Origin of the sequence: Hominilimicola fabiformis (assembly GCF_020687385.1) — a bacterium.
In the GTDB taxonomy this organism is placed as follows: Bacteria; Bacillota; Clostridia; order UBA1381; family UBA1381; genus Hominilimicola; species Hominilimicola fabiformis.
The window spans coordinates 59,216-84,167 of sequence record NZ_JAJEQM010000003.1 but is presented as its reverse complement, the minus strand read 5'-3'; the positions used below and the strand labels follow the sequence as shown (position 1 = coordinate 84,167).

Annotated in this window: 19 protein-coding genes; 3 read left to right on the top strand and 16 right to left on the bottom strand. The window is 39.0% G+C overall.

Annotated elements, in window-relative coordinates:
* Positions 1 to 7 precede the first annotated feature (7 nt).
* The 16 genes from LKE05_RS03110 to LKE05_RS03035 all read right to left on the bottom strand — a co-directional run bounded on the left by LKE05_RS03110 (position 8) and on the right by LKE05_RS03035 (position 22,164).
* Positions 8 to 994 carry an ABC transporter permease gene (locus tag LKE05_RS03110; RefSeq protein WP_022230990.1) on the bottom strand — a complete coding sequence of 329 codons (987 nt, stop codon included), beginning with the start codon at positions 992 to 994 and terminating at the stop codon, positions 8 to 10.
* Between the two features lie 368 nt (positions 995 to 1,362).
* Positions 1,363 to 3,513 (bottom strand): glycoside hydrolase family 88/105 protein, encoded by a 2,151-nt coding sequence (locus LKE05_RS03105; RefSeq protein WP_308455899.1) that lies wholly within the window; start codon positions 3,511 to 3,513, stop codon positions 1,363 to 1,365.
* Positions 3,514 to 3,604: 91 nt separating this feature from the next.
* Positions 3,605 to 5,578 carry a gluzincin family metallopeptidase gene (locus LKE05_RS03100; RefSeq protein ID WP_022230988.1) on the bottom strand — a complete coding sequence of 658 codons (1,974 nt, stop codon included), beginning with the start codon at positions 5,576 to 5,578 and terminating at the stop codon, positions 3,605 to 3,607.
* Between the two features lie 11 nt (positions 5,579 to 5,589).
* Positions 5,590 to 6,369 (bottom strand): hypothetical protein, encoded by a 780-nt coding sequence (locus LKE05_RS03095; RefSeq protein WP_308455898.1) that lies wholly within the window; start codon positions 6,367 to 6,369, stop codon positions 5,590 to 5,592.
* Entirely contained in the window at positions 6,362 to 6,700 is a 339-nt protein-coding gene (locus LKE05_RS03090; RefSeq protein WP_117965315.1) for a PadR family transcriptional regulator, read from the bottom strand. Before LKE05_RS03090 ends, LKE05_RS03095 begins: the two co-directional genes overlap by 8 nt.
* A 130-nt stretch (positions 6,701 to 6,830) precedes the next feature.
* The gene (locus LKE05_RS03085) at positions 6,831 to 7,364 is read right to left on the bottom strand and encodes an NUDIX domain-containing protein (RefSeq protein ID WP_308455897.1); all 534 of its coding nucleotides are present in this window, start codon (positions 7,362 to 7,364) and stop codon (positions 6,831 to 6,833) included.
* Positions 7,364 to 8,518 carry a class I SAM-dependent methyltransferase gene (locus tag LKE05_RS03080; protein WP_147513921.1) on the bottom strand — a complete coding sequence of 385 codons (1,155 nt, stop codon included), beginning with the start codon at positions 8,516 to 8,518 and terminating at the stop codon, positions 7,364 to 7,366. Before LKE05_RS03080 ends, LKE05_RS03085 begins: the two co-directional genes overlap by 1 nt.
* 376 nt (positions 8,519 to 8,894) lie before the next feature.
* On the bottom strand, positions 8,895 to 10,484 hold the full coding sequence (locus LKE05_RS03075) for a type 2 periplasmic-binding domain-containing protein (RefSeq protein WP_308455896.1): 1,590 nt from the start codon (positions 10,482 to 10,484) through the stop codon (positions 8,895 to 8,897).
* 37 nt (positions 10,485 to 10,521) lie between these two features.
* Positions 10,522 to 11,397, bottom strand: coding sequence for a carbohydrate ABC transporter permease (locus LKE05_RS03070; RefSeq protein WP_308455895.1), 876 nt, complete (start codon positions 11,395 to 11,397; stop codon positions 10,522 to 10,524).
* The gene (locus LKE05_RS03065) at positions 11,397 to 12,335 is read right to left on the bottom strand and encodes an ABC transporter permease (protein ID WP_022230979.1); all 939 of its coding nucleotides are present in this window, start codon (positions 12,333 to 12,335) and stop codon (positions 11,397 to 11,399) included. The genes LKE05_RS03070 and LKE05_RS03065 overlap by 1 nt, the downstream gene beginning before the upstream one ends.
* Positions 12,336 to 12,502: 167 nt before the next feature.
* A complete protein-coding gene (locus LKE05_RS03060; RefSeq protein WP_308455894.1) occupies positions 12,503 to 14,377 on the bottom strand; it encodes a glycoside hydrolase family 53 protein in 1,875 nt (624 codons plus the stop codon).
* Between the two features lie 15 nt (positions 14,378 to 14,392).
* Complete coding sequence (locus LKE05_RS03055) at positions 14,393 to 15,742, bottom strand: MATE family efflux transporter (RefSeq protein WP_308455893.1); 1,350 nt, start codon at positions 15,740 to 15,742, stop codon at positions 14,393 to 14,395.
* A gap of 84 nt (positions 15,743 to 15,826) precedes the next feature.
* Complete coding sequence (gene gnpA / locus LKE05_RS03050; protein ID WP_308455892.1) at positions 15,827 to 17,968, bottom strand: 1,3-beta-galactosyl-N-acetylhexosamine phosphorylase; 2,142 nt, start codon at positions 17,966 to 17,968, stop codon at positions 15,827 to 15,829.
* Between the two features lie 108 nt (positions 17,969 to 18,076).
* Entirely contained in the window at positions 18,077 to 19,261 is a 1,185-nt protein-coding gene (locus LKE05_RS03045; protein ID WP_308455891.1) for a DHHW family protein, read from the bottom strand.
* Between the two features lie 15 nt (positions 19,262 to 19,276).
* A complete protein-coding gene (locus tag LKE05_RS03040) occupies positions 19,277 to 20,665 on the bottom strand; it encodes an MBOAT family O-acyltransferase (RefSeq protein WP_308455890.1) in 1,389 nt (462 codons plus the stop codon).
* A gap of 389 nt (positions 20,666 to 21,054) precedes the next feature.
* A complete protein-coding gene (locus LKE05_RS03035; protein WP_308455889.1) occupies positions 21,055 to 22,164 on the bottom strand; it encodes an aldo/keto reductase in 1,110 nt (369 codons plus the stop codon).
* A gap of 177 nt (positions 22,165 to 22,341) precedes the next feature.
* On the opposite strand from LKE05_RS03035, the gene LKE05_RS03030 reads away from it, so the two are divergent.
* From LKE05_RS03030 to LKE05_RS03020, 3 genes are all read left to right on the top strand, one after another.
* Positions 22,342 to 23,307: a stalk domain-containing protein gene (locus LKE05_RS03030; RefSeq protein WP_308455888.1), complete on the top strand. Its 966-nt coding sequence runs from the start codon at positions 22,342 to 22,344 to the stop codon at positions 23,305 to 23,307.
* A 148-nt stretch (positions 23,308 to 23,455) separates the two neighbouring features.
* Complete coding sequence (locus LKE05_RS03025) at positions 23,456 to 23,998, top strand: manganese efflux pump MntP (RefSeq protein WP_022230971.1); 543 nt, start codon at positions 23,456 to 23,458, stop codon at positions 23,996 to 23,998.
* A 33-nt stretch (positions 23,999 to 24,031) separates the two neighbouring features.
* On the top strand, positions 24,032 to 24,925 hold the full coding sequence (locus tag LKE05_RS03020; RefSeq protein WP_308455887.1) for a glycerophosphodiester phosphodiesterase family protein: 894 nt from the start codon (positions 24,032 to 24,034) through the stop codon (positions 24,923 to 24,925).
* Positions 24,926 to 24,952: the final 27 nt, after the last annotated feature.

Below are 24,952 nucleotides of genomic sequence, written 5' to 3'. Positions count from 1 at the left end.
CCTTCTATTAGAATAGACCATCCTGACCGGCCTTCTTAGCAAGACGGTTAGCTGTCTGAATACATATGATACTGATTACAGATTTAAACAAACTTACGGCAGTTGAATAACCGTAGTTACCCTGTACTCTACCTATTTGATAAACGTATGTATCGAATGTTTCTGATGTGATTCTGTTTAGGTCATTCTGCATAAGGATGATTTGCTCAAAACCTGTATCAAGAACGCTACCCATACGCAAGATAAACATTGTAACAACTGTGCCCATGATTGCCGGCAATGTTATGTATATAAGCTGTTGGAAACGGCTAGCACCGTCAACGATAGCTGCCTCGTATTGTTCTACGTCAACACCTGCCAAAGCTGCAAGGAAGATGATTGTGCCCCAACCTGTTTCCTTCCAAATGTTTTGGATAAGAAGTACCCAATAAATTGCGATAGGACTTCCAAGTGCATTTAGGTTTTTACCTGTCATTGACTTTACGATTTCATAAAGCGCACCACCGCTCATACCCTCCATTGACGGAGTCTTAACAAGCATGAATGTGATAGATGCGATGACAACCATTGATACAAAGTGAGGTACATAAACAAGTGTTTGAAGAACTTTCTTATACCATTGTACTTTGATTTCATTAAGTAACAGTGCCAAAACAATCGGCAACGGGAAGAAGAATATAATGTTCATTCCCGAAATGATTAGAGTGTTTCTCAACAGTTGCAAGAAACTTGAGTCTGTAAAGAAGTTCTTGAAGTTATCAAAACCAATCCAACCGTTAAAGAAGTTTGAACCGAAGAACGGAATTCCTGCGTAGTAATCTTTGAAAGAAATAAGAATACCCCACATCGGAACAATCTTAAAGATTATAAAATACAAAAAACCGGGCAATAATAATAAGTACATCCACTTATCTCTCTTTATTTGTGCCCATCTTTTTTGTTTCGCCTCTGCTTTCTCCTCAGGTGAAAGCACGACTTTCTGAGCTTTAGCCATAGTAGACCCTCCCTAAAAAAGTTTACTGTTGTTGTTTCAAGTCAATTGAAATCAGCAGAAACCGGGCAAGTATCCGCAAATTGCACAAAGACTAAAAACTGATAAATATATTATAGCTTATTTTATTAACTTTTGCAATAGATTTTGTGAATAAACTGCAAAAATTATTAATTTTTTTTGTGGTTTTGTATAAATTCACCACTCAAATTATGTTTTCGCATAAATATATTTAAAACGGTATTACTTATAATAACACTTCAACCGTTTAAAAGTCCATAAAAAAATCAGTGGTTTTTTGTTCAATTTAACGATAAAAAAATGACGGATTTTAGTCCGTCATTTTTATTTGTTAATTATGACTAAAAGTTTTATTCGGCTAAGAATTTGTTAAGTCTGATAACTTCGATACCCGCAAGCATAACAATACCTGTACCGTGTGTATCGTTTAAGTTCCAGCCAAGTTCATACTTATAGTAGTCGGCAATAAACGAGAACTCACTTCCGCGACATACGCCGTATACGTTACCGTTTGAGTCAACACTTGTCTTAGAAATACCTTTCCAAGCCTTGTATATAGCCTTAACGTACTTTTCAGGATTCTTTAGCCAGCCGAAACGAATACCTCTTGAGAACGCATATATAAACATTGATGTACAAGATGTTTCAGGATATGATTCGTGGTCGTTAAGTACCTGGTGCCACATTCCCTCATCGTCCTGCAATGCAAGATAACCCTCGCACAAAGTGTTAAGGAAATCAATAAGGTCGTTTCTCTTTGGATGGTCCTCAGGAAGGACTTCAAGCAATTCTGTCATTGAGAACACTACCCAACCGTTACCGCGTCCCCAAGGAACATTTGTCTTTGAATCATATTTAAAGTCATAAACGTGTGACATAATCTTTTCTTCCGGCATAAACAAACGTTTCTTAAAGCCGAAGAACTGATTTGCCGCATCGTCAAGATACTTTTGGTCGCCTGTAAACTGTGAATATCTTACAAGGAACGGAACTGACATATATAAATCATCCGCCCACATAGTCATATTATGGAAGTGGTGCATCATTTCCTTACGGAAGAATGTACCGTCCTCAAGTCTTGACTGGTGGTTGTAAATATAATCACCGACATAATCGGCAACTTTCTTTACGTCACGAAGTCCAAGATACTTGTTTACTTCAAGCATCATTGACGCAAACGAACCGCAGTCGTCAAGGCTGTCGATACTTGTAAGCAAGTTGTGTATACTTGTCGCACCGCCGTACTGCTCTTTATCCCAAAGTGCATATTCAAGCGTATCAATACATAATTGAACATGGTCTTTTATGTAATTCTTTATATCTTCCGATCCGATTGCAATGGCTGTATGAAGAAGTCCGTACATTGTAACACCCAATGGGTAGTTCCAACGACCGAACAGTGTATTTTCGTTATACGGTCTTACAAACGTATCAGGTGCGTCCAATCTCCAATATGTAGCAGGCTCACCTACAATGTGAAGCATATCAGACGCAGTGTCAAACGGAAATTCAAAATCGTTTACGAATGTACCGATATACATCCATACGTCATCTGTACCCTTAACTCTTGCCGCACTTTCAAATTCAACAGTGTCACATTCAAGTGTGTACCCCCAGTCGTTGCCATCGCAAATGCACTTTACATATACGTCATATGTGCCAAGAGGAAGTGTAGCGTCAAAAGTTTCTTTGCCGCCTTTTGTCTTGAACACTTCTTTCTTATTTATATACACAACCGTTTCACCCTTTGTATCAAGAGTAAACTTGTGTGTTGTGTTGTTAATATCGTCAGCAAATACCTTTGTGTAACCTACTGCGTATTGACCGTTAGGTGTACCGAACATACGAGTCAGCTGACCCTTTTTCATTTCGTCGTCAGACCAGTTTATTACAGGATAAAGCTTTTTGTCAAAGTCCTTTTCGCTCATACCGATTTCAAATTCAGGCACATAATCGTCCGGAACAAGTTCTGTAAATACAAAGCCCTCTTGACCGTCACGTTCCTTTGTCGGCATAAGTGTGTACATATCCCACTTACCGATCCATGTACCGAACTGACCGCCAAAGCCCGCCTTTGTCTTTTTGAACTGAATTCTGATGTCGTTCCAACCTTCTTCAACATCCATAAATACACGCGTTGAAGTTTCAGAATATCTCTCTTTGAAAATATCAGACTTATATGCAACTTCGCCGTTTACATATACAACCATAGGTCCGAAACAGTTTATATCCCAACCGAATGAAGATTTACCGGCTGAATAGAACTTTGTGAATGCCCATACACATTCCTTGTCCTTGCTGTCAGGGAAAATCTTGTTAAAATCAACAAGGTATCTGTAATCAGTTGTACGAACGATACCATTGTTTGTGTATGCACGATAATAAAGTCCGTGCTTTAGATTTTGTCCCATATATCTGTATGCAAGCGATGAAATTATCGCCTGCGGGTCAGTGCCCTCGTAAGCGTTAATGCTTTGACTGTCATCAAAATAATAACCCATTTTACTACTCTCCTTAAAAACTTTTCTTATTAGTTTATTATATCATTATCCTTTGTTGCTTGTCAATTAAAAATCAGTTGTTTTGGTTTTATTATTCGGTGTATATTAAAACGGTGTTCTTTTCTTCGTCATAGTCAACATTAATCCCAAGCACCTTGTTTTCAGCAAGTCCTCTAAGCAAGAAACAGTTATAACCGTTCACAAAAATCATTCCTCCGAAACGCACATTTTCACCGTTACGACAAAGTGAATATGTTCCGGCGGCTTTTTGTCCGGCGGTTTTAACCTCCGCAATTTCATCTGTATCATTTTCGTTAGCCGTATACGGCTTACCAGTTACAATGTTGATTTTACCAACAGTTTCATCATATTCCACATCAAATTGACTGCTTGTACCGTTTAACAGTCTTGCAAGGTCACGAATTTTTATATAGTTAAATCCGCCTCTGTTATACGCAATCAATTTTTGAGCTTCTCCGCCATTTACAGATACTTTTTGTTCGGTAGGAAAAACCTTTCCCAAATATGTACCGTTTTCAAAATAATCAAGTGCCGTATCATAATCAATGCCATATTCTGTTTTGAAAATATCATTTGTAATGCTCTTTAAATATTCGGCGGCATTGTCATCAAACGCACTGACAAGTCCGAGTTTTTCGGTTACTTCCTCGTATGTATCACCCTCACAAGCACAAGCCTCAAAATATTTGTCTATACCCGCTTGCTTGTCCTTTAAGAAAATATCATATACCTGTATCGCATTAAACATAGTCAGCGAATATCCTAAGTAAGTACCCGGATTTGTAAAACAAAATTGGCACGTTTTATACCATTCCTCACCGAACTGATTTGTAAGCGCCTTGTCCAAATCTTCGTCGCTCATTTTAAGTACATTATCATTATATAACGAATTTTCAAAGTATGCCATTGTTGCACTCGTGACTATTTGAAAACAAGATACAAGAGTATCAAACTTCATTGCACCTGCATTATCTCCGTATATTTCATCATAATAATCAGTTGCAATAAGTTCAAACATCTGCGAATCAAATTCAACTATCGGCGAACTATGAGCTGTTCCGAAATAATAATCTTCACTGTCTACTTCTTTCCCGAAAAAATTTTGATAATGTCCGAATTCGTGTATAAGCGTTCTCATAACATCATTGTCGCCAAATGCCACAATTTCGGAATCTTCACTTCCGATTAATTGGAATGTAGCTCCTGCCATATCTTTTCCGTTATCATCATAAAAGCACAAATTGTTTTTAACCATATAGTCATATGCTTTTTTCAAACGCTCATTAATCTCACCTACAAACACAAGTTTTTCAATCGGATTTTCAATATTATTTTCGCCTTTAAGCTCCGTCAATCCAAGATGTGCCCCGTAATTGTTGAATTTATTCACATAATACCCATAATCAGAAATACTATTGCAATAGTTGATTATTTTATGTAATCTTTCAGCAGTTTCTTCATCTAATTCTTCATCGTTCTTATTATGTGCAATCACTTCTTTAAGCAGACTTGCAAACTCCTTGCCGTCCGCATTTTTATTTAGAAGCTCATAATATCTGTCATTAAACTCTTTCGCCGCCATATCTGCTATGCCGCTCATATTTTGGACTTTTTCGGTTTTGTCATCGCCCCAATACTTTTTAAATTCATCAGCATATTTACTTTCAAGAATTGACTTTACCAGCTCATCAATCTTTTCTCTGTATTCACTGCATTCGTTGTAATTTTTATCAAGCTCGTCCCTCGTAGATGTTGTATTCATACCGTAATTAAGCTTTTCGGTTTCCGCCCAATTTAAGTTCATAATGTCCGATATTTCCACCGACAAATCCATCAATGATTTATAATCTTCAAACACCTTGTCATAATTGTTCGATTTCTTCAAATCACTTTCAAATGCTTCAATAGCCTTGTCCGCTTTTATCGTATCTACCGCCATAGCCCTCTGTTCAAGCGGTATGTCCGACGGTGCGGCAAGCACCGCAGCACCTGCACTCACTGTCATTGACAGAGCCAATAAAATTGATATAATTCTCTTTTTCATAAAATTCCCTCCTAATAATTCTGTTTATTTTTGTCCCGACCGTCTATCAGTTCTTTTGTTTCTTCAAAAAATATACCCTCACTTGCCCAGCTAAACTTTGTAAACACCGAAAACGGTTTTATTTTTCTTCGACTTTTTACGGCTATCATATACACCATAAAGCAAAACCACCAGCAGAAAAATTCTACACCGAACACCAAGTGGTCTTTAGGCAAAAATGGTACATAAAGCGGTGCAAACGGTATTTTCACATCGGTACAATACAAGTAATACCCATATTTAGATATACACGACGTTGATAACAGTAACACCATTGAAATCACCCAGCCGCTTAAAAAGCCTATCATTATATGTAACCAGTCACGCACCGATATTTTCAGCCGTCCTCGTCTTAAGTAGAAGAAATTCACCAAACCAAGCAATACAATCAGCATAATAACAGTGGCAGCTTCATAACCTCTTAAATTTATCGTTCTGTTTTGAATTTTATATATAAGCGGATATGCCGTATAAACGATTAACGTCACAATACCCGACCATATTGCAAGACCGAATTTGTTGTCAAACGGCATACGATACTGACGGTTTAATTCTTCGCCTATTTCCGTTGCATTACCCAATTTTGAAAGCGACATATTCACCGCCGCTTCGTGACCTCTGCTGAATTTTTCAAATTCAAACACCGCTTCATCTATATGATTTTTAAATTCCTCACGTATTTCGCTGTGCATTGTTCTATACTTCACACTTGCACATATTTTGTCAAGAAAGTCATTGATTCTGTCACTCATAACATTCTTCTCCTATAATACTGTTCATAGCTTTCTTAAACACATTCCATTCTTTTTGCTTGCTTTCAAGCATTTCTTTGCCTGTATCAGTAAGTTTATAATACTTTCGCCTGCGTCCCTCATCTGTATCGTACCAATACGACTCAACCGCACCTTCCTTTTCAAGTGCGTGCAACATAGGATATAAAGTCCCCTCTTTCATTTCAAATGTGCTGTCCGAACGCCTTTCCAGTTCCTGCGTGATTTGATAGCCGTACATATCTTCACTTTTTAAAAGAGTCAATATCAATATTGATGTACTGCCTTTCATAAGTTCTTTATTGATTTTCATTTTGCAACTCTCCTCTTTGTATACACAGAATTACTATGTATATCTTATCACTATATATGTAGTTTGTCAATACATATTAAAAAAAGACTGCCAAAGCAGTCTTTCAGAGGTTAGATAAATTGTCAATAATTTATCCCAATATTGCTTTTGCTTTAAGTATTGCAACAGCGGTTTTTGCGTCGTAAATTTTATTATCCATTACCATTTGATAAAGTTCGTCAAGGCTGTATTTTGACACATTCAAAAATTCGCCGTCGTCAAGGTTTTGACCAACAAAAGTAAGTTTTCTTGCAAGAAAAATATTAAGTTTTTCTTCACAATATCCCGGTGTTGCGTAATATTCGCCGAGATGTGTAAATTCCTCCGCCTTGTATCCCGTTTCCTCAATAAGCTCCCTTGCACCACATTCCAAAGGATCTTCGCCGTACTCCATTTTGCCGGCCGGGATTTCAAGCATTTCCGACTTAGCGGCAATTCTGTACTGCGTAACCATAAACACCTTACCATCCCCGTCAACCGCAATAATTCCGACACCGCCCGGGTGACCGATAAGTTCACGCGTTGCCAAACGTCCGTCGGGAAGTTCGACTTTTTCCTTACGCACCTTTATGATTTTACCGTCATAAATTTCTTCGCTTGACACTGTTTTTTCTTCAAAATTCATTATATTTCACCCTTTCGACAAAATCTTTCAATAGCAGGTTTAACATTCAGCATTTCTTTCAGATTTTCAAAATCCTGTTTTGACTTTTCGTTTTTCTTGCCTGTATACACCGCACGAATCATAATATTTTTAGGCGTTTCAAGCGGTGATATATACTCAATCATACTAACCTTATATCCGACACTTTCAAGATATGCCGCACGAAGTCCGTCCGTCAATGTATCGGCAAGTCTGGCTTTTAAAATGCCGTGCTTTGTTATCGCCTCAAAAGGTTCATACGAATATTGCTTCAAAATATCCTTATGACAACAAGGAACAGACACAATCGCTCTCGACTTTGCTCTTATACCAAGTGCAAGTGCCATATCCGTTGCGGTATCGCAAGCGTGGAGCGACACGACTATATCGGGTCTTATAGGCGGTGTATACTCCGTAAGGTCGGCTTTGATGAACTCCATATTGTTGTATCCGAGATTTTTAGCCATTCGCTTTGACGCTTCAATTACCGTTTCGGAATAATCAACACCGATAAAATGACACTTCTTTTTAAGTATTTCTTTCAAATAGAAATTCATAACGAACGACAAATAACTTTTACCGCAAGCCGCGTCAAAAATAACATATTCGTCCCTGTCACCGATTTCTTTAAGTACACCCTGCATTAATTCAACAAAATAATCTATCTGATTATACTTACGGATTTTATCATTTTTAATCTTGCCGTTCTTGGCAAGTATGCCTATTTCTTCAAGCAAATCTTTCGCAAGTGCGGGATTTACGACATACTCTCTGCCCGTCTGCACAACGCTCGTCTTATTTATCTCTTTCGTAACATCCTCGTGACGCATATTGACTTTTTTATCGTTTGCGTCAATTACAATCTTCGCACCGCGTTCGCTGTAAATTATCTGCGCCTCGTCATATTTAAGCAATTCTTCCGCGATTATATCCCACAAACCGTCTTTTTCCACATTGCGTTTAACCGCTTGATAATCAAGAGTTATATCGTCCGTATACAATATTTTTGCAGGGAAATTCTTAGTTCCCGACTTTAAATTAATAGTAATATCATTAAAAAAATCTTTGTTTTCTTCCATTCTCGAAACAAGTCCGCCAAAAAACAAATTTACTTTTGAAACAGTTTTCTTATTCATTATTTCTCCCTATTTTCTTTAATAAATTTATAACATTATTCTATCATTTAAGTTCTGTACTGTCAATTATTTTACCAACTAAAAAGGGATAATCTTAACGATTATCCCTTCAGGCTGTCGACAAATTGTCCGGAACGTGCAATATATTATTTTTATATTTTAAAGTTTAATTTATAGCTATAAAAACAACAGGCAAGCCTATCTTCGATATACGGCTTGCCTGTGCACTTTTTGTGAAAATAAACGCTAACGTACAAACGTACGCCGACGAGTTCATTTTCGCAAAATCCACACTAATTTCTCGACCTCTGCCAGCGTGTAGACACTTTTGTCTACACGCTGAAGGGATAATCTTAACGATTATCCCTTTTGGTTTTTATTTTTTCATATCGGCATAAGCCTGTTCTTTTTCGTCAAGAACAGCTTGATAACCTGCGTCAAGGTATTCCTTGCAAGCAGCCTCATACTTCGCGTCAAATTCTTCAGGCTTACAGTTAATCAAATCAACCTGAATAACTTCCCACTTACTCTTTAAAGTTTCGGCATACTGTGAAAGGCTGTCGATTGCTCTGTCGAACAAGAAATCTGTATACTTATATTCCTTAGTCTTTTGATAACCGTCATATGACTGTTGAATTAAGTCCTCAAATCCCGCCGGTGCGTATGTTTTCTTTTGTACGGCAAGGTTTTTCTCGTCACTGCCGTAGTCCTTACCCTCTGTTACAAGGCACCACATATCTTTATTTGAATTGTAGTTCAATCTTTCTTCACCTGTGTAATCGTCAATAAGTACAGGAATTTCGTCCTCAACTTTATATGTAACGTTTTCGATACCGTTTTGCATTACGAACAAGTTTTCATCTTGTGCAAGCCACTCAAAATACATTAGCACTGCCTCAGGGTGTTCACAGTCAACACTGATACCGCTTACCATACCAAACGGCCAATCTGCTCTGCCGGCAGGCTTTGTGCCCTCCGGATAACCTGCACCTGCGTCAAGCACTGCAACTTTTGCGTCAGGGCAATTTTGCAATAATGTTTGAAGTACAGGAGGATTTTGTGACAAATAGAAACCGAACACACCTGCTTTACCCGATACAAAATCAGCTTGCTTTTGGTTACCGTCCTTGTCAAGGTACCATTCAGGACTGATAAGTCCGTCGTTATAAAGCTGATTCATATACTTTAACTTCTGCTTTGTTGCGTCATATGTAAGCGATGCAACGGTAATATCCGAATACATCGCGTTATCTTCTTCCGAAAGCGGATATTCTCTGTATTCATAGTTCGGGAAATATGCGTTGTAAAGGCTCTCCGTTGCAGGGATTGTATTTTCGCCGCCAAGCTTTAATTCCTTAAACTTCTTTAGTGCATTTACATATTCCTCTTGATTTGTCGGCATTGAAAGTCCTGCTTTTTCAAGCCAGTCTGTACGGATAAGGGTTACCCAGTTATAAGCCAACGGACGAGTTGCCGCAAGGAAATATCTTTGGTCGTCAACCTTTGTATATTCCTCCAAATCCTTTGTCTTTTCATAGAATGTCGGTGCGTATGTCTTTAACACGTCCTCATCAATCGGCTGGAACGCTCCTCTTGAATAATATGAAATCATTGTCGGATAGTCATAGCTGAAAAGAATATCTGGTTCTTCGCCTGCCGCAAGCAATTCATTAAATACCGTTACATCTTCCTTACGCGTAACAGGTACAAATGTCATTTTGATATTGTACTTGTCACCGAAATTCTTTTGAACATAATCCGTCCAATAGTTATTGTCTACATCTGCCTGTCCCTGCATACCTCTGTCATATACAGGTATTTTAAGCTCAATTTGCTCATCATAGGCTTTCGGGCCTGTAAGCTCCGCTTTATCCATCTGCATTTTACCCTTACCGCCGCATGACGCAAGCAAAGATACCGCAGTCACTGTGCTTAATGCAGCACACAATACTTTCTTTAAATTCATTTTTCTTTTCCCCTCTCTTTTTAAATATGTTTTTTCATTATTCTTTTACTGCACCTATCATAACACCTTTAACAAAATACTTTTGTATAAAAGGATAAACAATTACGATAGGAATAGTTGCAAACATAATACAAGCCGATTTCAAAACTTCCTCAGCCTGCATACTCTCCCCTGCGACTTCCTGCGAAACCGATGAATTTGAACCTGCCGCATTAACAAGCTCATACAACTTTAACTGCAACGGTTTAAGCGGTGACTTTGTTATAAAGTAAAGTGCGTCTTGGAATGTATTCCAACGACCTACCGCATAGAACAGTGCAAGTGTCGCCAAAACAGGCACCGACAACGGCAATACAATTCTAACCAGTACAATAAAGTCGTTACAGCCGTCAATCGCAGCAGCCTCCTCCAAGCTTTGCGGTACACTGTTTTGCATAAATGTACGAAGTATTATCAGATTATATGCCGAAAATGCAAGCGGAAGTATCAAAACCGCCGCCGTATTTATAAGGTGCAACTGGCTCATAAGTATGTAATCGGGAATTGTTCCGGCAGTGAAGTACATTGTTATAAGAAATATTACACCTATAACTTTTCTGCCCTTCAGACGTTTTCTTGACAGTGCAAACGCACCGCATATTGTAAGGAACATACCGAGTGCCGTAAACGCAACCGTCACAAACACCGTAAACCACAATGAACGCATCATTGTCGCATCACCGAAAACCGTCTTATATGCGTCAAGATTGACGTCCTTAGGAATAAGGAACACTTGATTTGACATTACCGCACCGTTACCGCTGATTGAAACCGAAAGAACGTGTATAAACGGTATAAGACACAAAAGCGAAAGTACAGCCATAAACACATATATAAACACATCTGCCAAAACATCAGTAGCTTTTCTTTTCATTATATTATACCGTCCTCTCCCATAAGTTTTGCAAACTTATCCGATGCAAATACGAAGATAAGTCCTACCACCGACTGGAACAAACCAACCGCCGTTGCGATGTTATATCTGTGCGACTGCAAGCCGACACGATAAACGAATGTCGAAATAACGTCCGAGAAATCTCTTACAAGCGGATTATCCAATGTATACGGACGTTCAAACGATATACCCAAAATTCTTCCCAAACTCATTATCAGCATTACAACGATCGTCGAACGAATACAAGGAAGTGTTATATTCCATATTTTTCTCCATCTGCCTGCACCGTCAACCGTTGCCGCTTCGTAAAGGTCAGCGTTAATACCTGTGATTGCGGCAAGATATATAATCGTACCCCAACCCATACTCTGCCATACGCCGATTAAACAGTACGACACAAGCCAATGCCATTTTTCCGTCAGGAACGGTATGCTTTCACCGCCGTGACGCATTATAAGTACGTTCACAAATCCCGTAGACGGTGACAAAAGCTGATAGAATATACCTGCAATAATTACCCACGAAAGAAAATGCGGTAAATATAAAACCGTTTGGCTGATACGCTTGAAATACTTGTTGCGTATTTCATTTAATAATATCGCCAAAATTATCGGAGCCGGAAAACCGATTATAAGATCAAGACCGTTAAGCACGATAGTATTACGAAGTGCTATGTAAAAATCTTTCATTTTGAAGATTTCCTTAAACGCGTCAAAACCTATGAATTTCGCCCTCTCAAAACCGCCGACAACGTCATAATTAAGAAACGCTACCGACAACCCCAAAAGCGGTAAAAACTTAAAGACTATCGCAAATGCCAACGGAAAGAACAACAGTACATACAACTGCCAGTCCCTTTTCAGATAGTATTTAAAGCCTTTTTTATCTCTCTCTTTTAACTTTTTACCCTTTTTCATTAAACAGCTTTACCCCCTCTTTTTACCTTAATTTGTTACTATGCAATATAAATACTATCATTTTTTATGCAATATGTCAATCAAATTACGTTTTTTATATAAAAAAGCCGTCTTTTTATACAAAACAAAAAGGACGTTTTAAAAACGTCCTTTTTGAGTGTTGTTGTTTATTTTTTAATTAATCGGCTGCCGTTCCACACATAAACCGCACATTTACCTTGCAGCAGATTTACCGAAACGATCTCTGCCGTATTTGCGTTTACTTCTTTTGACACGTTTTGTACACCGTTTATGACATTGTTTTCGTCATAACCGATTACAATAACACTTACCTTTTTCGTACTGTCGGTATTGTTTTCAATTCGTGTTTTGACATTCTTTTCATCACTTGTAGTTTGGATATTGACTTCTTCCTTACTGCTTGAAGAATGTTTATATACGTCAACCGACGGAATAGCTTTTCCGTCAAAATCGAAAAGTGTTGTGTTTTCGACAACGTTAACGTCTGTCTTATCGTCACTTTCCTTTACAGCCCAACCCGACAAAGACGCATTTTTATTATCTTTATCTTCAACGTGAATCATACAAGGGTCCCAATAAAGCACGCCCAGACATCTGTTATCGTCAACGCTTTTTAATTCGTTGAAAAGTTCTGCCATAAAATTTTTATGTCCTGTCATTGTCGGCGGATAAATGTCCTTATACACATCTGAATCCTTTAACTGTCCCGCATAACCGTCTTTTCTTGTTTCGTTCCAATTAAAACCTGTTTCCATAATCATAATGTCTTTGTCGTACTTCTTTGAAATTTCATTACAAAATTCCTTACAGGTTTCCGCATTGTTGTCCGTCCAAGCAGGATAATATGACGCACCGATTACGTCATACTTTGCACCGAGTTTGTCAAGTTCATCAAAGAAATATGTGAATTTGTTTGACTTTGAACCGTCGTCAAGGTGAATTATAACCTTTGAGTCCTCCGACACCGCCTTTACCGCGTCATATCCTGCATTGATAAACTTAACAAGACCTTCCCAATCTTTTGGGCATTTTATATCTTCATCTGCGTTTTTATCGTCACCGAACACAAGTTCAAATCTATCTCTGTTCATACTTGCATCATATGTATTGCCGAACGGAAACAACATTCCGCCGCGAATTTCATTGCCAAGCGAAACATATTCCGGAACAGTCCCCTGTGCCTTTAACTTTGACATAATATCATATGTATAGTTGTATACTATTTCCGCAAGTTTATCTTGAATTTCCTCTCTTTGTTCACTTGTCATTGAGTTTAGAAAGTCCGCATTCTTAACGTCATAGCCAAGCTCGTCTTTGATCTGCTTAACCCATTCGGACGGAATAATCTGTCTTGAGCCGTTCGACCAATAATCGGAATAATTAAACGTGAACTGTATTCCCATACCTGCGTCCTTTGCACGTTTGGCAAGCTTCAGACAATCCTCCTCATCCTGAAAACCGCTCGGAAGATAATACACGCCGTCACCTGTACCCTTGCCCGGCGTATTGCTAAGACGTATTCTCGCCATATTCATACCGTTCTGTGACAAAAATTCAAACGGGTCAACCTTTTTTCCGTCACTGTCTTTATATTCACCGCCAAGGCTTTCGATATAATCAACTTCCGTCATATCGCCTCCTTGTATAAAGCCGTTTTGCTTGTCCGTCTTAACAAGGTCAACGTCCGATACTTCAATCACTCCGTTTCCGTCAGTACCAACGCCGATTGTGCATTTACCGTTTTCAACTTCAATTCCTCTTACGGTAACCTTAACACCGTCAGCCGAAACAGGTAAAACCGTACTTGCCGCAGTGTATCCGTCCGACACTCCGTACAAATACGACACACCCTCCTCCGAAGTATTTTTACATACTGCCGTAAGGTCATAATATCCGTTTTCAAGATTAGTTACTTCAACGCTTTTACCGCCCGTAACGTCACCGCTGAAATCAACGCTTTGTGCATATGCCACAGTCTGTAAAACAGCAACCGCCGCTATAACCATTAATATCTTTTTCATACAGCACACTCCTTTTTATTGTTTTAATATTTTTCTGCTTCTTATTGTAAACATTATCGTTGTACAGCTTGCCGCAACGACATCACTTACCGGCTCCGCCAAAAGCAATCCCCACACTCCCATATTTGCGATATTCGGAAGTATAAGTGCCAGCGGAAACAGAAGTATAATTTTTCTAAGGCACGCAAGAAACATTGATATTTTCGCCTCGCCCAATGCCAAAAACGTCTGCTGACACGCACACTGTGCACCCATCACAGACATACCTGCAAGGAAAAGACGAGTTGAGTTTATACCTATATCTATAAGCTCTTGGTCATTTGTGAACATCTTCAAAAACGCCGTTGGGAACACTTCGACAAGCGCAACCGCAAAAAGAGAGAAACATATACTTACCGTAAATTGAAGTTTAAACGCTTTTTTCACTCTGTCAAAACGCTTTGCACCGTAATTATATCCGATAACAGGCTGTGCGCCTTGCGAAAAACCGTTAAGCGGCATCCATATAAGCTGTGTCAAGCTGAACAGTATCGACATCAGTGCAACATACAGGTCATTTCCGTATTTAAGCATACCGTTGTTGAATGTAAGCTGAATTAAACATTCCGTTGCCTGCATTATAAACGGTGACACACCGAGCGACAAAACCGAAGTAACGATTTTTCCGTCCAAAACAAGATTTTTAAGTCTGATTTTCAAAATGGTCTTTTTACCCGTCAAAAATTTCAGCACCCACAAACACGATACACCTTGCGAAATTATCGTTGCAAGCGCCGCACCCTTTACGCCCATTCCGAACACATATATAAAAATCGGGTCAAGCACAATATTCAGCACCGCACCTATGCAAACGGTCATCATACTTGTTTTTGCAAAGCCTTGATTTGTTATAAACAAATTCAGTCCCAACGCAATCTGTACAAATATCGTACCGACAAGATATATGCTTATATAATCCGACGCATACGGCAAAGTTGCCTCACTTGCGCCGAATTTCATCAATATCTGATTTTTCGTAAGCATAAACACAACCGCCAGCACTACCGAAAATATTATAAGCAGCATTGTACAGTTGCCGAGTATTTTCTCTGCTTTGTCGTTGTCTTTTTCTCCCATGCTTACCGCCGCTCTTGACGCACCGCCCATACCTGCAAGCATTGCAAATGCCGAAACAAGCAATATTATAGGAAACGTAACACCCAAGCCTGCAAGCGAAAGTGAGCCTATCTCCGGTATTCGTCCGACATAAATTCTGTCAACTATGTTATAAAGCAAGTTTACAAGCTGTGCCATAACAGTCGGTATCGCAAGCTTAAACACAAGTTTTCCTATCGGTGCGGTTTCAAGCTGATTATTTTTATCCATTAAATACACCTCAATATACAAAACGAGCTGTTAATTTCTAACAGCTCGTTAGTCTTTATTTTATTACAGTTAGTCTTTATTTTATTACAGCTGTACTATCTGTGTATCAAATGCACTAAGTGTTACAGTCTTATCACCTGCGTCAGTCTTAACTGTTGCAGTTTGTTCTGTATCCGCATTATTGATAACAACAAGCTGTTTGCCTTCAGGATAATAGCAGCACTCTGTATTTACGTTATCTGTCAAATACTTTTGGTCTGTGCTTTCGCCTGCGGCAGTAAGAATAAGGTTAAGAAGTGTTCTGTTATTAACTTCGCCATGCTTAAAGCTTGACATATAAACACCGGTACCTTTACCGAACTTATGAGTTGTAACTGTCGGCATATCTCCGTCAGCTGCAAGCACCTTTGTTTCGCCGTCAACAAGATAAACCTTGTTTTTACCTGCAAGAACCGTGCCGTCTACAACCGCACCGTTGTTTTCAACGTCAAACGAATACTTACCGTGACAAATTCTTGCACCTGTATCTTCGCTTACGCCAAGAACGTGTGACATACGGAAGAATGTATCGTAACCATCTGTTGCAGACGGTTCGTTTACACCGATGAATGCACCGCCGTTGTTTACCCACTCTGTAAGAAGTGAAACAACCTTTTCGTCTTTCCATTGTTCTCCGCCTGACCATGCGCTTCCTGCAAATCCGGCATTAATAACAACGTCGTAATTGTCAAGTCCCTTATTCTTTAGGTCGTCAAAGCTGATAAACTCAACGTCAAACGGCATACCTGAAAGAGCCTCGATAATATTTATAAGATCAAGTTCAGGGTGTTCGTGATAGTGACCTGCACAAGTCCATGAACGCAGACTGCCCCAGAATGTAAGAACGGCAACTCTCGGTTTTAAAACGTATGGCTTACCTGCCTTATGGAATTCCTTTATTTCTCTGAATTCGTCTGCAATCTTTTCGATATAGTCGTTGAAATCAGGGAACGGCAATGTCAATGAAAGGTAACCGCCAAGACCGATTCTGTCGATAGGTGCACGAAGAAGTGCACGTCTTACGTTCTTCCAATATCCCTTTGCTTCAAGTGTAGGATTACCGCCCTCCATAAATGTAGGAGCACCGCCAAGACCTACAGGGAACAAATATGGGTGAAGTCTGATTTCGTGAGTTTCAACTACGTCAACGCCTGCACAAAGTCTTGCCTCAAAGCCGTTGAATACGCACTTGATAAGGCCGTCAAAGCCGAAGTCCTTAAATCTTTTGCCCCAAGGCTCAACACCTACCCAGCTGTCATCATAGAATACATAAGCCTTTTTACCGTATGTATGTACAAGGTCAACAAGCTTTTTACCGAAGTCAACAACAAAATCATTGATGAATTCCATCCAATCAAGCTTTTTCTTGTCACAAGTCATATGTGTAGCGTGAAGTTCGCCCTTATTGATGAAGTCCTCTGAAGTAAGTGCATAACCGTACTTCTTTTCAAATTCCTTTAGAGCAAGCGGAGAAACCGTAAAGTCATATGACGCCCAATCTGAGAATAAATCTCTGTTTCTCTCGTTTGAACCCCAAATCCATACGAAGTTATAGAACATTGATGTGAAACGAACAACTGTTGTTGCAGGGTGTGTTTCGCACCAGTTCTTCATCCAATCAAGCATATATTGCTGTGTTTCAGGGTATCTCGGATCAATCTGCATTAGATGTTCCTTGTCCCAATTATTTGTTGTATGATTGTACATTGAAATTTCTTCCCAAATTCTGTATGCAAGGAAGTTTACTGTGTACTTATGCCAAGGTGTTACACCATTTACCGTAACAACGCCGTTTTCATATGTCCAATCCTTAACTTCTTCATTTGTAGTTCTGTCGAATACCTGCCAATATGCCTTTGATTCGTCAGACTCGTTAATCTTGAACTGTTCGTTAAAGAAGTCCTTCATAAGGTCAATCTTAACACTGTCGCTTTCCGCAACAACAGGATTTGTCATAAGGAATGACTGCTGTAATTTATCTGTGTTTTGCTTTGCCCACTCGTTATGGTCACGAATAATACAAATTGTAGAATAAATTCCGTAACCCGCATTTATAATTTCAGGTGACAATTCCGTACCGTCAGAATCTCTGATTACGTCTGCACCCCATTTTTCAGCCATTTCAAGTGTTAGCTTTTCATAACCGCTTTCACCCGGAAGTGTGAAACCGCCTTTAGTCTTACCCATTTCATTCTCTCCTTTTTGTTTTTTCTCAATACTAGAATTATATCATAACGAATTGTTATTGTAAAGAAAAAAGCGGTAATTCTTTATAAAAAAGAAACCGCTTCTTTGTTAATTGTACAAATTTTCAAGCAAATTACAATAATCCGAAAAAACAGTCGTGAAAATATAATTCACAACAAGCACCTCATCAGGTGAATACTTATCCAAAATCATCTGAAAATCGCCGTCAAAAATTCTCGGATCGACAAGAATTACATTTTTATAGCTTTCTATAAGCCATGGTGCAAGTACGTTTGTATACGAATCTTTAAGCACAACCAACGTTTTACCGTCAGGATTTTTCTCATTCGTCATTTCGACAATCGGATGGTCACTGCCGAAGAAAAAGTTATAATTCGCTTTACTTCTGTCGTACATCACACCGTTGTACGAATACATTTCGCCTTTTTCGTCGGTTGCATACATTGTTGTTTTGATATGCTTATCATAGTCAATGTCGTACCATTCAATCGTGTCGGGTTCTGTCGCCACATCTGAACTTACTCTGTCATAAAAATAACCGAGTACGCCTTGTATCTTACCTGTTTCGTAATCATCTTTATTTACCGCTTGTCCGCCCTCTTTATTCATAAACGCACTGTAACCGTAATACGCGCCGAGTTGCGTCCAGTGGTGGTCGGTTCTGAAATATGTGTACTCATTTGAATGTTCGGACAGCAAACCGTATGCGTCAACAGTACCCACCCTGCTGTCAAGCTTTGAATAAATACTGTCTATCGTATCCTTTTGACTGTCCTGCAAATTCTTATATATAGGTTCTTTAAATTCAAGCTGTGTCGGAATTACCATACTGAAAAGTTTTATATTTTCAGGAAGTTTTTCGGCATAGCGATTTATCGCGTCGGCATATTCCTGCTCTGTTTTATCGTTTCTTATAAACATCTCCATAATAGTGTTATCCGCAACAAGAAGAGTTTGCTTTTGAGTTGTACCCGTTCCTATATCTTTATTTGTGGAAATAATTTTACCTGTTTTCGGTACAAATCCTCTTTTTTCGTCCAACGTTTTTGAAAAATCGGTAATTTGTGAACGATGAGCGATATTATCTCCGATAAAGCTTTCAAAACCTGTTTCAAATTCACCCGAAAACACTGTTTCCTTATTTACAGGCGGAATTGTTGCCATCACTCTGTTTTCAGATTTTATACTTTCCTCGTCCGCCGGAAGTGCGAGTACAACGATAAAAGCTGTCAGCATAAGAAGAAATGCACCGATTGTAAGCTTATTTCTCATATTCGTCACCTTTCCTTAAAATCTGAAATACAAAAACGGATTATATGTTTGTCCCACAAGCAGAACAAAGCACACTCCAAGTCCGACAATAACCAAAACCGGCTCCGATATTGCCGCAAATACCTTTGATTTTTTGCAGAAATTCTTGTGTATAATTGTCGGTATCGGAGTTGACGCTATTACGCAAACCGCAATAAGCCATGCATTCGTACAGAATGTTGACACCGCCGTCAAGTCGTACAATGCCGTACCCACGCCGAATGCACTCTTTATGAATGTCCAAAGTGCGTTTAAGTCCGTAAAATAGAACAGTGCCCAACCAAGTATTACAAAGAACATAGTGTATATATAGCAGATGGGAGCGGGAATTTTTTGAAGTTTCTTTTTAAACAGTGTTTTTTCAATAAACAAAAGTACACCGTAAAACAATCCCCAAAATATAAAATTCCAGCTTGCTCCGTGCCAAAGTCCGGTTAAAAGCCATACTATGAATATATTTCGTATTGCGTGGTATCTGTTACCGCCGAGCGGTATATAGACGTAATCTCTGAAAAATGTTGACAGCGATATGTGCCACCTTCTCCAAAATTCGGTTATACTTCTTGAAATGTACGGATATTCAAAGTTTTCACCAAAGTGAAAACCCAACATTCTTCCCAAGCCTATCGCCATATCACTGTAACCAGAAAAATCGAAATAAATCTGAAATGTATACATTATTATTCCGAGCCATGATGACGCAACCGTAAGTCTTGTACTGTCAAGCACCATTGACGCAACCGCACCCGAACTGTTTGCAAGCATTACTTTTTTGCACATACCTGCGGTAAATCTTTTTACGCCGTATGCAAAATCATCAGCCGTAACACGTCTGCTGTTCAGTTCGCTCGCAACCGTACTGTACCGCACAATAGGTCCTGCGACAAGCTGCGGAAACATTGAAACGTATGCCAAAAATCCCAAAAACGATTTTTGCACCCGCGTTTTTCCTCTGTACATATCTATCGTATACGACAACGTTTGAAATGTGTAAAACGATATTCCGATAGGCAGTTTGAAATTCGGATTAGGGATTGACGTGTGTAAAAACGTGTTGATGTTTTCAATAAAAAATCCCGAATATTTAAACATTGCAAGCAAGCCTAAATTTATCACAAGTGACGAAACAAGCGCAATCGTTGCACCTGCCCTCGCATAGTATTTATCAATTATACGTCCGTTTATATAATCCACAAACGCACTGAATATCAAAAGCACTACCCATATCGGCTCCCCCCACGCGTAGAAAAAAAGTGAGGCGATAATCAGTACTGTATTTTTATATGTAAGATTTTTCGATAAATTATATGCAATCAGCACTATCGGCAAAAATATGCACATAAACATTAAACTTGAAAATACCAAAAGAACAATCCTCCTGTTTTTTTCATTACAAAAACGATTATACTACATTACCGTCGTATAAGTCAATATCGCATAATAAATTCCATACAAGAAAAGGCTGTCTGAAATTTATCAGACAGCCTCAGACTGTCGACAAATTGTCCGGAACGTGCAATATATTATTTTTATATTTTAAAGTTTAATTTATAGCTATAAAAAGCAACAGGCAAGCCTATCTTCGATATACGGCTTGCCTGTGCACTTTTTGCGAAAATAAACTCTAACGTACAAACGTACGCCGACGAGTTCATTTTCGCAAAATCCGAACTATTTTCTCGACCTCTGCCAGCGTGTAGACACTTTTGTCTACACGCTGAGGCTGTCTGAAATTTATCAGACAGCCTTTATAATTATTTCGCAAATATTTTTGCAATTTCGGTCATTGTGTGACTGATTTTAATACTCTGCGGACAGACTTTTTCGCATTTTTTGCATTTCTTACATTGGTCCGCACCCTTGTTAAGTTCTGCATAAATTGCCTTTGCTCTGTCTGTACCGAGTGAAGCGGTTGCATTGTACGCCTCAAATGTTTTAGGTATGTCAAGTCCGAACGGACAAGGCATACAGTACGCACATTTTGTACACGGTACAAGTGCCATTTTGTCAAATACCTCTTTTGTCTTTGCAAGCATATCAAGATTTTCTTCCGTCAGCATACCCACTTCCGCTTTATCCGCATAGTCTATATTTGACTGCACCTGTTCCATTGCACCCATACCGCTCAAAAGAAGTGATACTTCTTCTCTGTTCCACAGGAAATCCATTGCCCACTCAACAGGCGTCTTTTCGTCAGACAGCATTTTTGCGACCTGCGGTGACGGGTTCGCAAGTTTACCGCCCAAAAGCGGTTCCATTATAACCACGTCAAGTCCTTTTTTATGTGCATATTCAAGCCCCTCAAGACCAGCCTGATATTTTACGTTAATATAGTTAAGCTGTATCTGACAAAACTCCCAATTAGGGTTTGCGTCAATAATCTTTTTTAATGTTTCAACGTCATCATGGAACGAAAAACCGATATGACGGATTTTGCCGTCGGCTTTCGCCTTGTTGAGCTTGTCTATAAGATTGAATTTTTCGACAACATTCTTAAATCTGTCCTTATCAAGTGCATGCATAAGGTAAAAATCAATATAATCGGTTTGAAGTCTTTCAAGCTGTTCGTTAAGCAAACGGTCGAAATCCTCCTCACACTTCACTTCCCATATAGGACATTTCGTGGCAATATGTATTTTGTCACGATACGGCTTTAAAACTCCGCCTATAAAACTTTCACTTTTTCCGCCGTGATAAACATACGCTGTATCAAAATAGTTCACACCGTTTTCAATAGCGTATACAAGCATTTTTGCTGATTTTTCGGCATCAATGTCTTCCGCATTTTTTGACGTTGTCGGAAATCTCATACAACCGAATCCCAATACCGATATTTTCTCTCCCGCCATTTCTCTGTACTTCATATAATCTTCTTCTCTCTGTTTTTAGTTATCTTTTTCTTTTAGTATAATAAATTACAGTCAAATATTCAAGCGATATTCGTAAAAATAGTGTCAGATTTGACAACACTAAAAAATTTTAGTATAATACAGATATTTAAAAAGAACTCGAACACTTTTTATTATGAAAGGAAAAATAAAATGAAAAAGATTATTTCGGCGATAATTGCCACTGCTATGATGTTTACGCTTTGCGTAACAAGTACATTTGCGGCAGAGAGTTGGCGTGAGGCGTTCGTTACACGTCTTATGAAAATTATGTCCTCAGATCCGTCATACAATCAAGTAGTTCTTACCGATCTTGACAGAAACGGTATACCGGAGGCATTCGTTATGCGTGACGGTATGGACGGAGGTATTTCAGCCGCGTTCACTATGAAAGGCAATACAATTTCAAATATTGACGTTCCTAACAACATTATCGGTACTTGCCTTTCAGACATCACCGTATACCAAGACGGTGGAAGATACATATTTGTCGGTCGTGAAGTACCGCGCTATTCTTCGGTTATCAACTTCTACAAACTTATGTTTGACGGTCAGACTTTCTCAACAGAAAAAATACTTAAATCATATGTAAGCTCATATCAAACCGTTCCTTACGTTGATATGTACGGCAACGACTTTTTGACAAACGGTTATCCGAACAGAGCAAAAATCAAGGATTTCGTTGACAGATACGAGGGTATCAACACTCTTACCGCAACAAATTCAAATGCAAAACTATCCGTAAACGGTGTAGACGTTGAAGTATCGGGTTATTCCGTAAACGACTCAAACTATTATAAAATTCGTGATATTGCAATGGTACTTCGTACAACAAACGCACGTTTTGACGTTGCGTGGGACGAAAATTTGAGTGCTATCGCAATTTCAACGGGAGTTAAATACACAATAGTCGGCGGCGAGCTTAACAGCGACCATTCAGCCGCACTTAATGTTGACCAAAACACCGCCCCTGTTTATGTGGACGGCGAAGAAAAAGAAGTTCTTTCTTACAACATCAACGGAAATACTTACTTCAAAATCCGTGACATTGCCGATATGGTAGGCTTTGACGTTGACTGGGACGGAGATACACAGACCGTTGTTATTCGTACAAACTAAAAATTACAAAAACATAAAAAAGCCGATTAATTAGATTTATTCGGCTTTTTTTATACCACTTTTGCGTTTTTTGTTGAATATTGCCTTGATTAAAGGCAGAATATATAGTATAATATAAATTCAAAGCTAAATTATGGGGGAATACATAATGTCAATTTCAGAAATAGTGCTTATCGGTATAGCACTAAGTATGGACGCTTTTGCGGTCTGTGTCGCAAGTTCAATGGTCTATACGAATATGACATGGCTGAGAAAACTTTCAATGCCGATTATGTTCGGGCTTTTTCAGGGAATAATGCCGATTTTAGGGTTCTTTCTCGGAAGTCTTTTCGCATCGTTTATTGAAAAATGGTCAGGACCGATTTCACTGCTTATTCTCGGTATAATCGGTATTAATATGATTCGTGAGGGTCTTGCCAAAGACGAAGAGACCGAGCCGAAAAAGCTCACGCTTTGGATATTACTTGTTCAAGCAGTTGCAACAAGCATTGACGCATTCGCCGTAGGTGTTTCATTTGCCGCAAACAGTGCAAACATATGGCAGTCCGCACCGATTATTGCGGTAACTACATTCGTTCTAAGTCTTATCGCATTATTTGTCGGTACAAAAGCAGGTGAGAAACTTGGCGACAAAGCAGAAATACTCGGCGGAATTATTCTTATTATAATAGGTATAAAATCATTATTCTAAATAAACGAGCAGACGTGAAAGGAGGTTTTTAATATGTACAATGTACGACGCAAATTATGGATACTTACCGTACTTCTTTTTGCCGTGTCTGCTGTTATGTTAAAATTCTTTCCTTCTTCCGATAATAATGACGCAATCGCCACTCCGGCGAATGCACAGCAAGCCGAAAGCGGTACATCAACCGTATTTTCAGACGGCAGCACGGAACGCTTTGTCGCACACAGAGGATATTCAAACTATGCACCCGAAAACAGTATTCCGGCATTTGAGCTTGCCGGTAAAATCGGCTTTTGGGGTATCGAAACGGATATTTGCGAAACAAGCGACGGTCAATTCGTCTGTATGCACGATGACACTCTTGACAGAACAACAAACGGTTCGGGAGCTATTTCCGACTACACGCTTGACGATTTAAGTCAGTTCCAAATTGACTACGGAAATTATCTCGACACAAACGAAAACTTAAAAATACCTACTCTTGAAGAATATCTTTCGATATGCAGTACATACGGAAATGTACCGATTATCGAAATCAAAAATATCGCTAATTATGACGCATTTCTAAACACAATCATAGCAAGCGGACTTGAAACGCATTGTATAATCACAGGTGCGATTGATGATGTAAAAGAAATTCGTGCAAGAAACAATATTATCCCTGTTATGACAATCGGTTACACTCCTGCACCGTATACGGATAATCTTGAACATATTACGGAAATATCCGAAAACAGAGGTATTTTGTATAACTATCCGCAAGTGGATCAAGCCGCAATAGATATACTCCATCAACAAAACATTTTCTGCGGTGTATGGTCTGTTGACGACACGGAAACAGCACAGAAATACATTGATTACGGTGCTGATTTTATAGTAACAAACGAAATCCCCGCAAGAATTAATCATATGGTAAATGACAATGAATAGCAAAAAATGTGTGTCATTTGATATGAC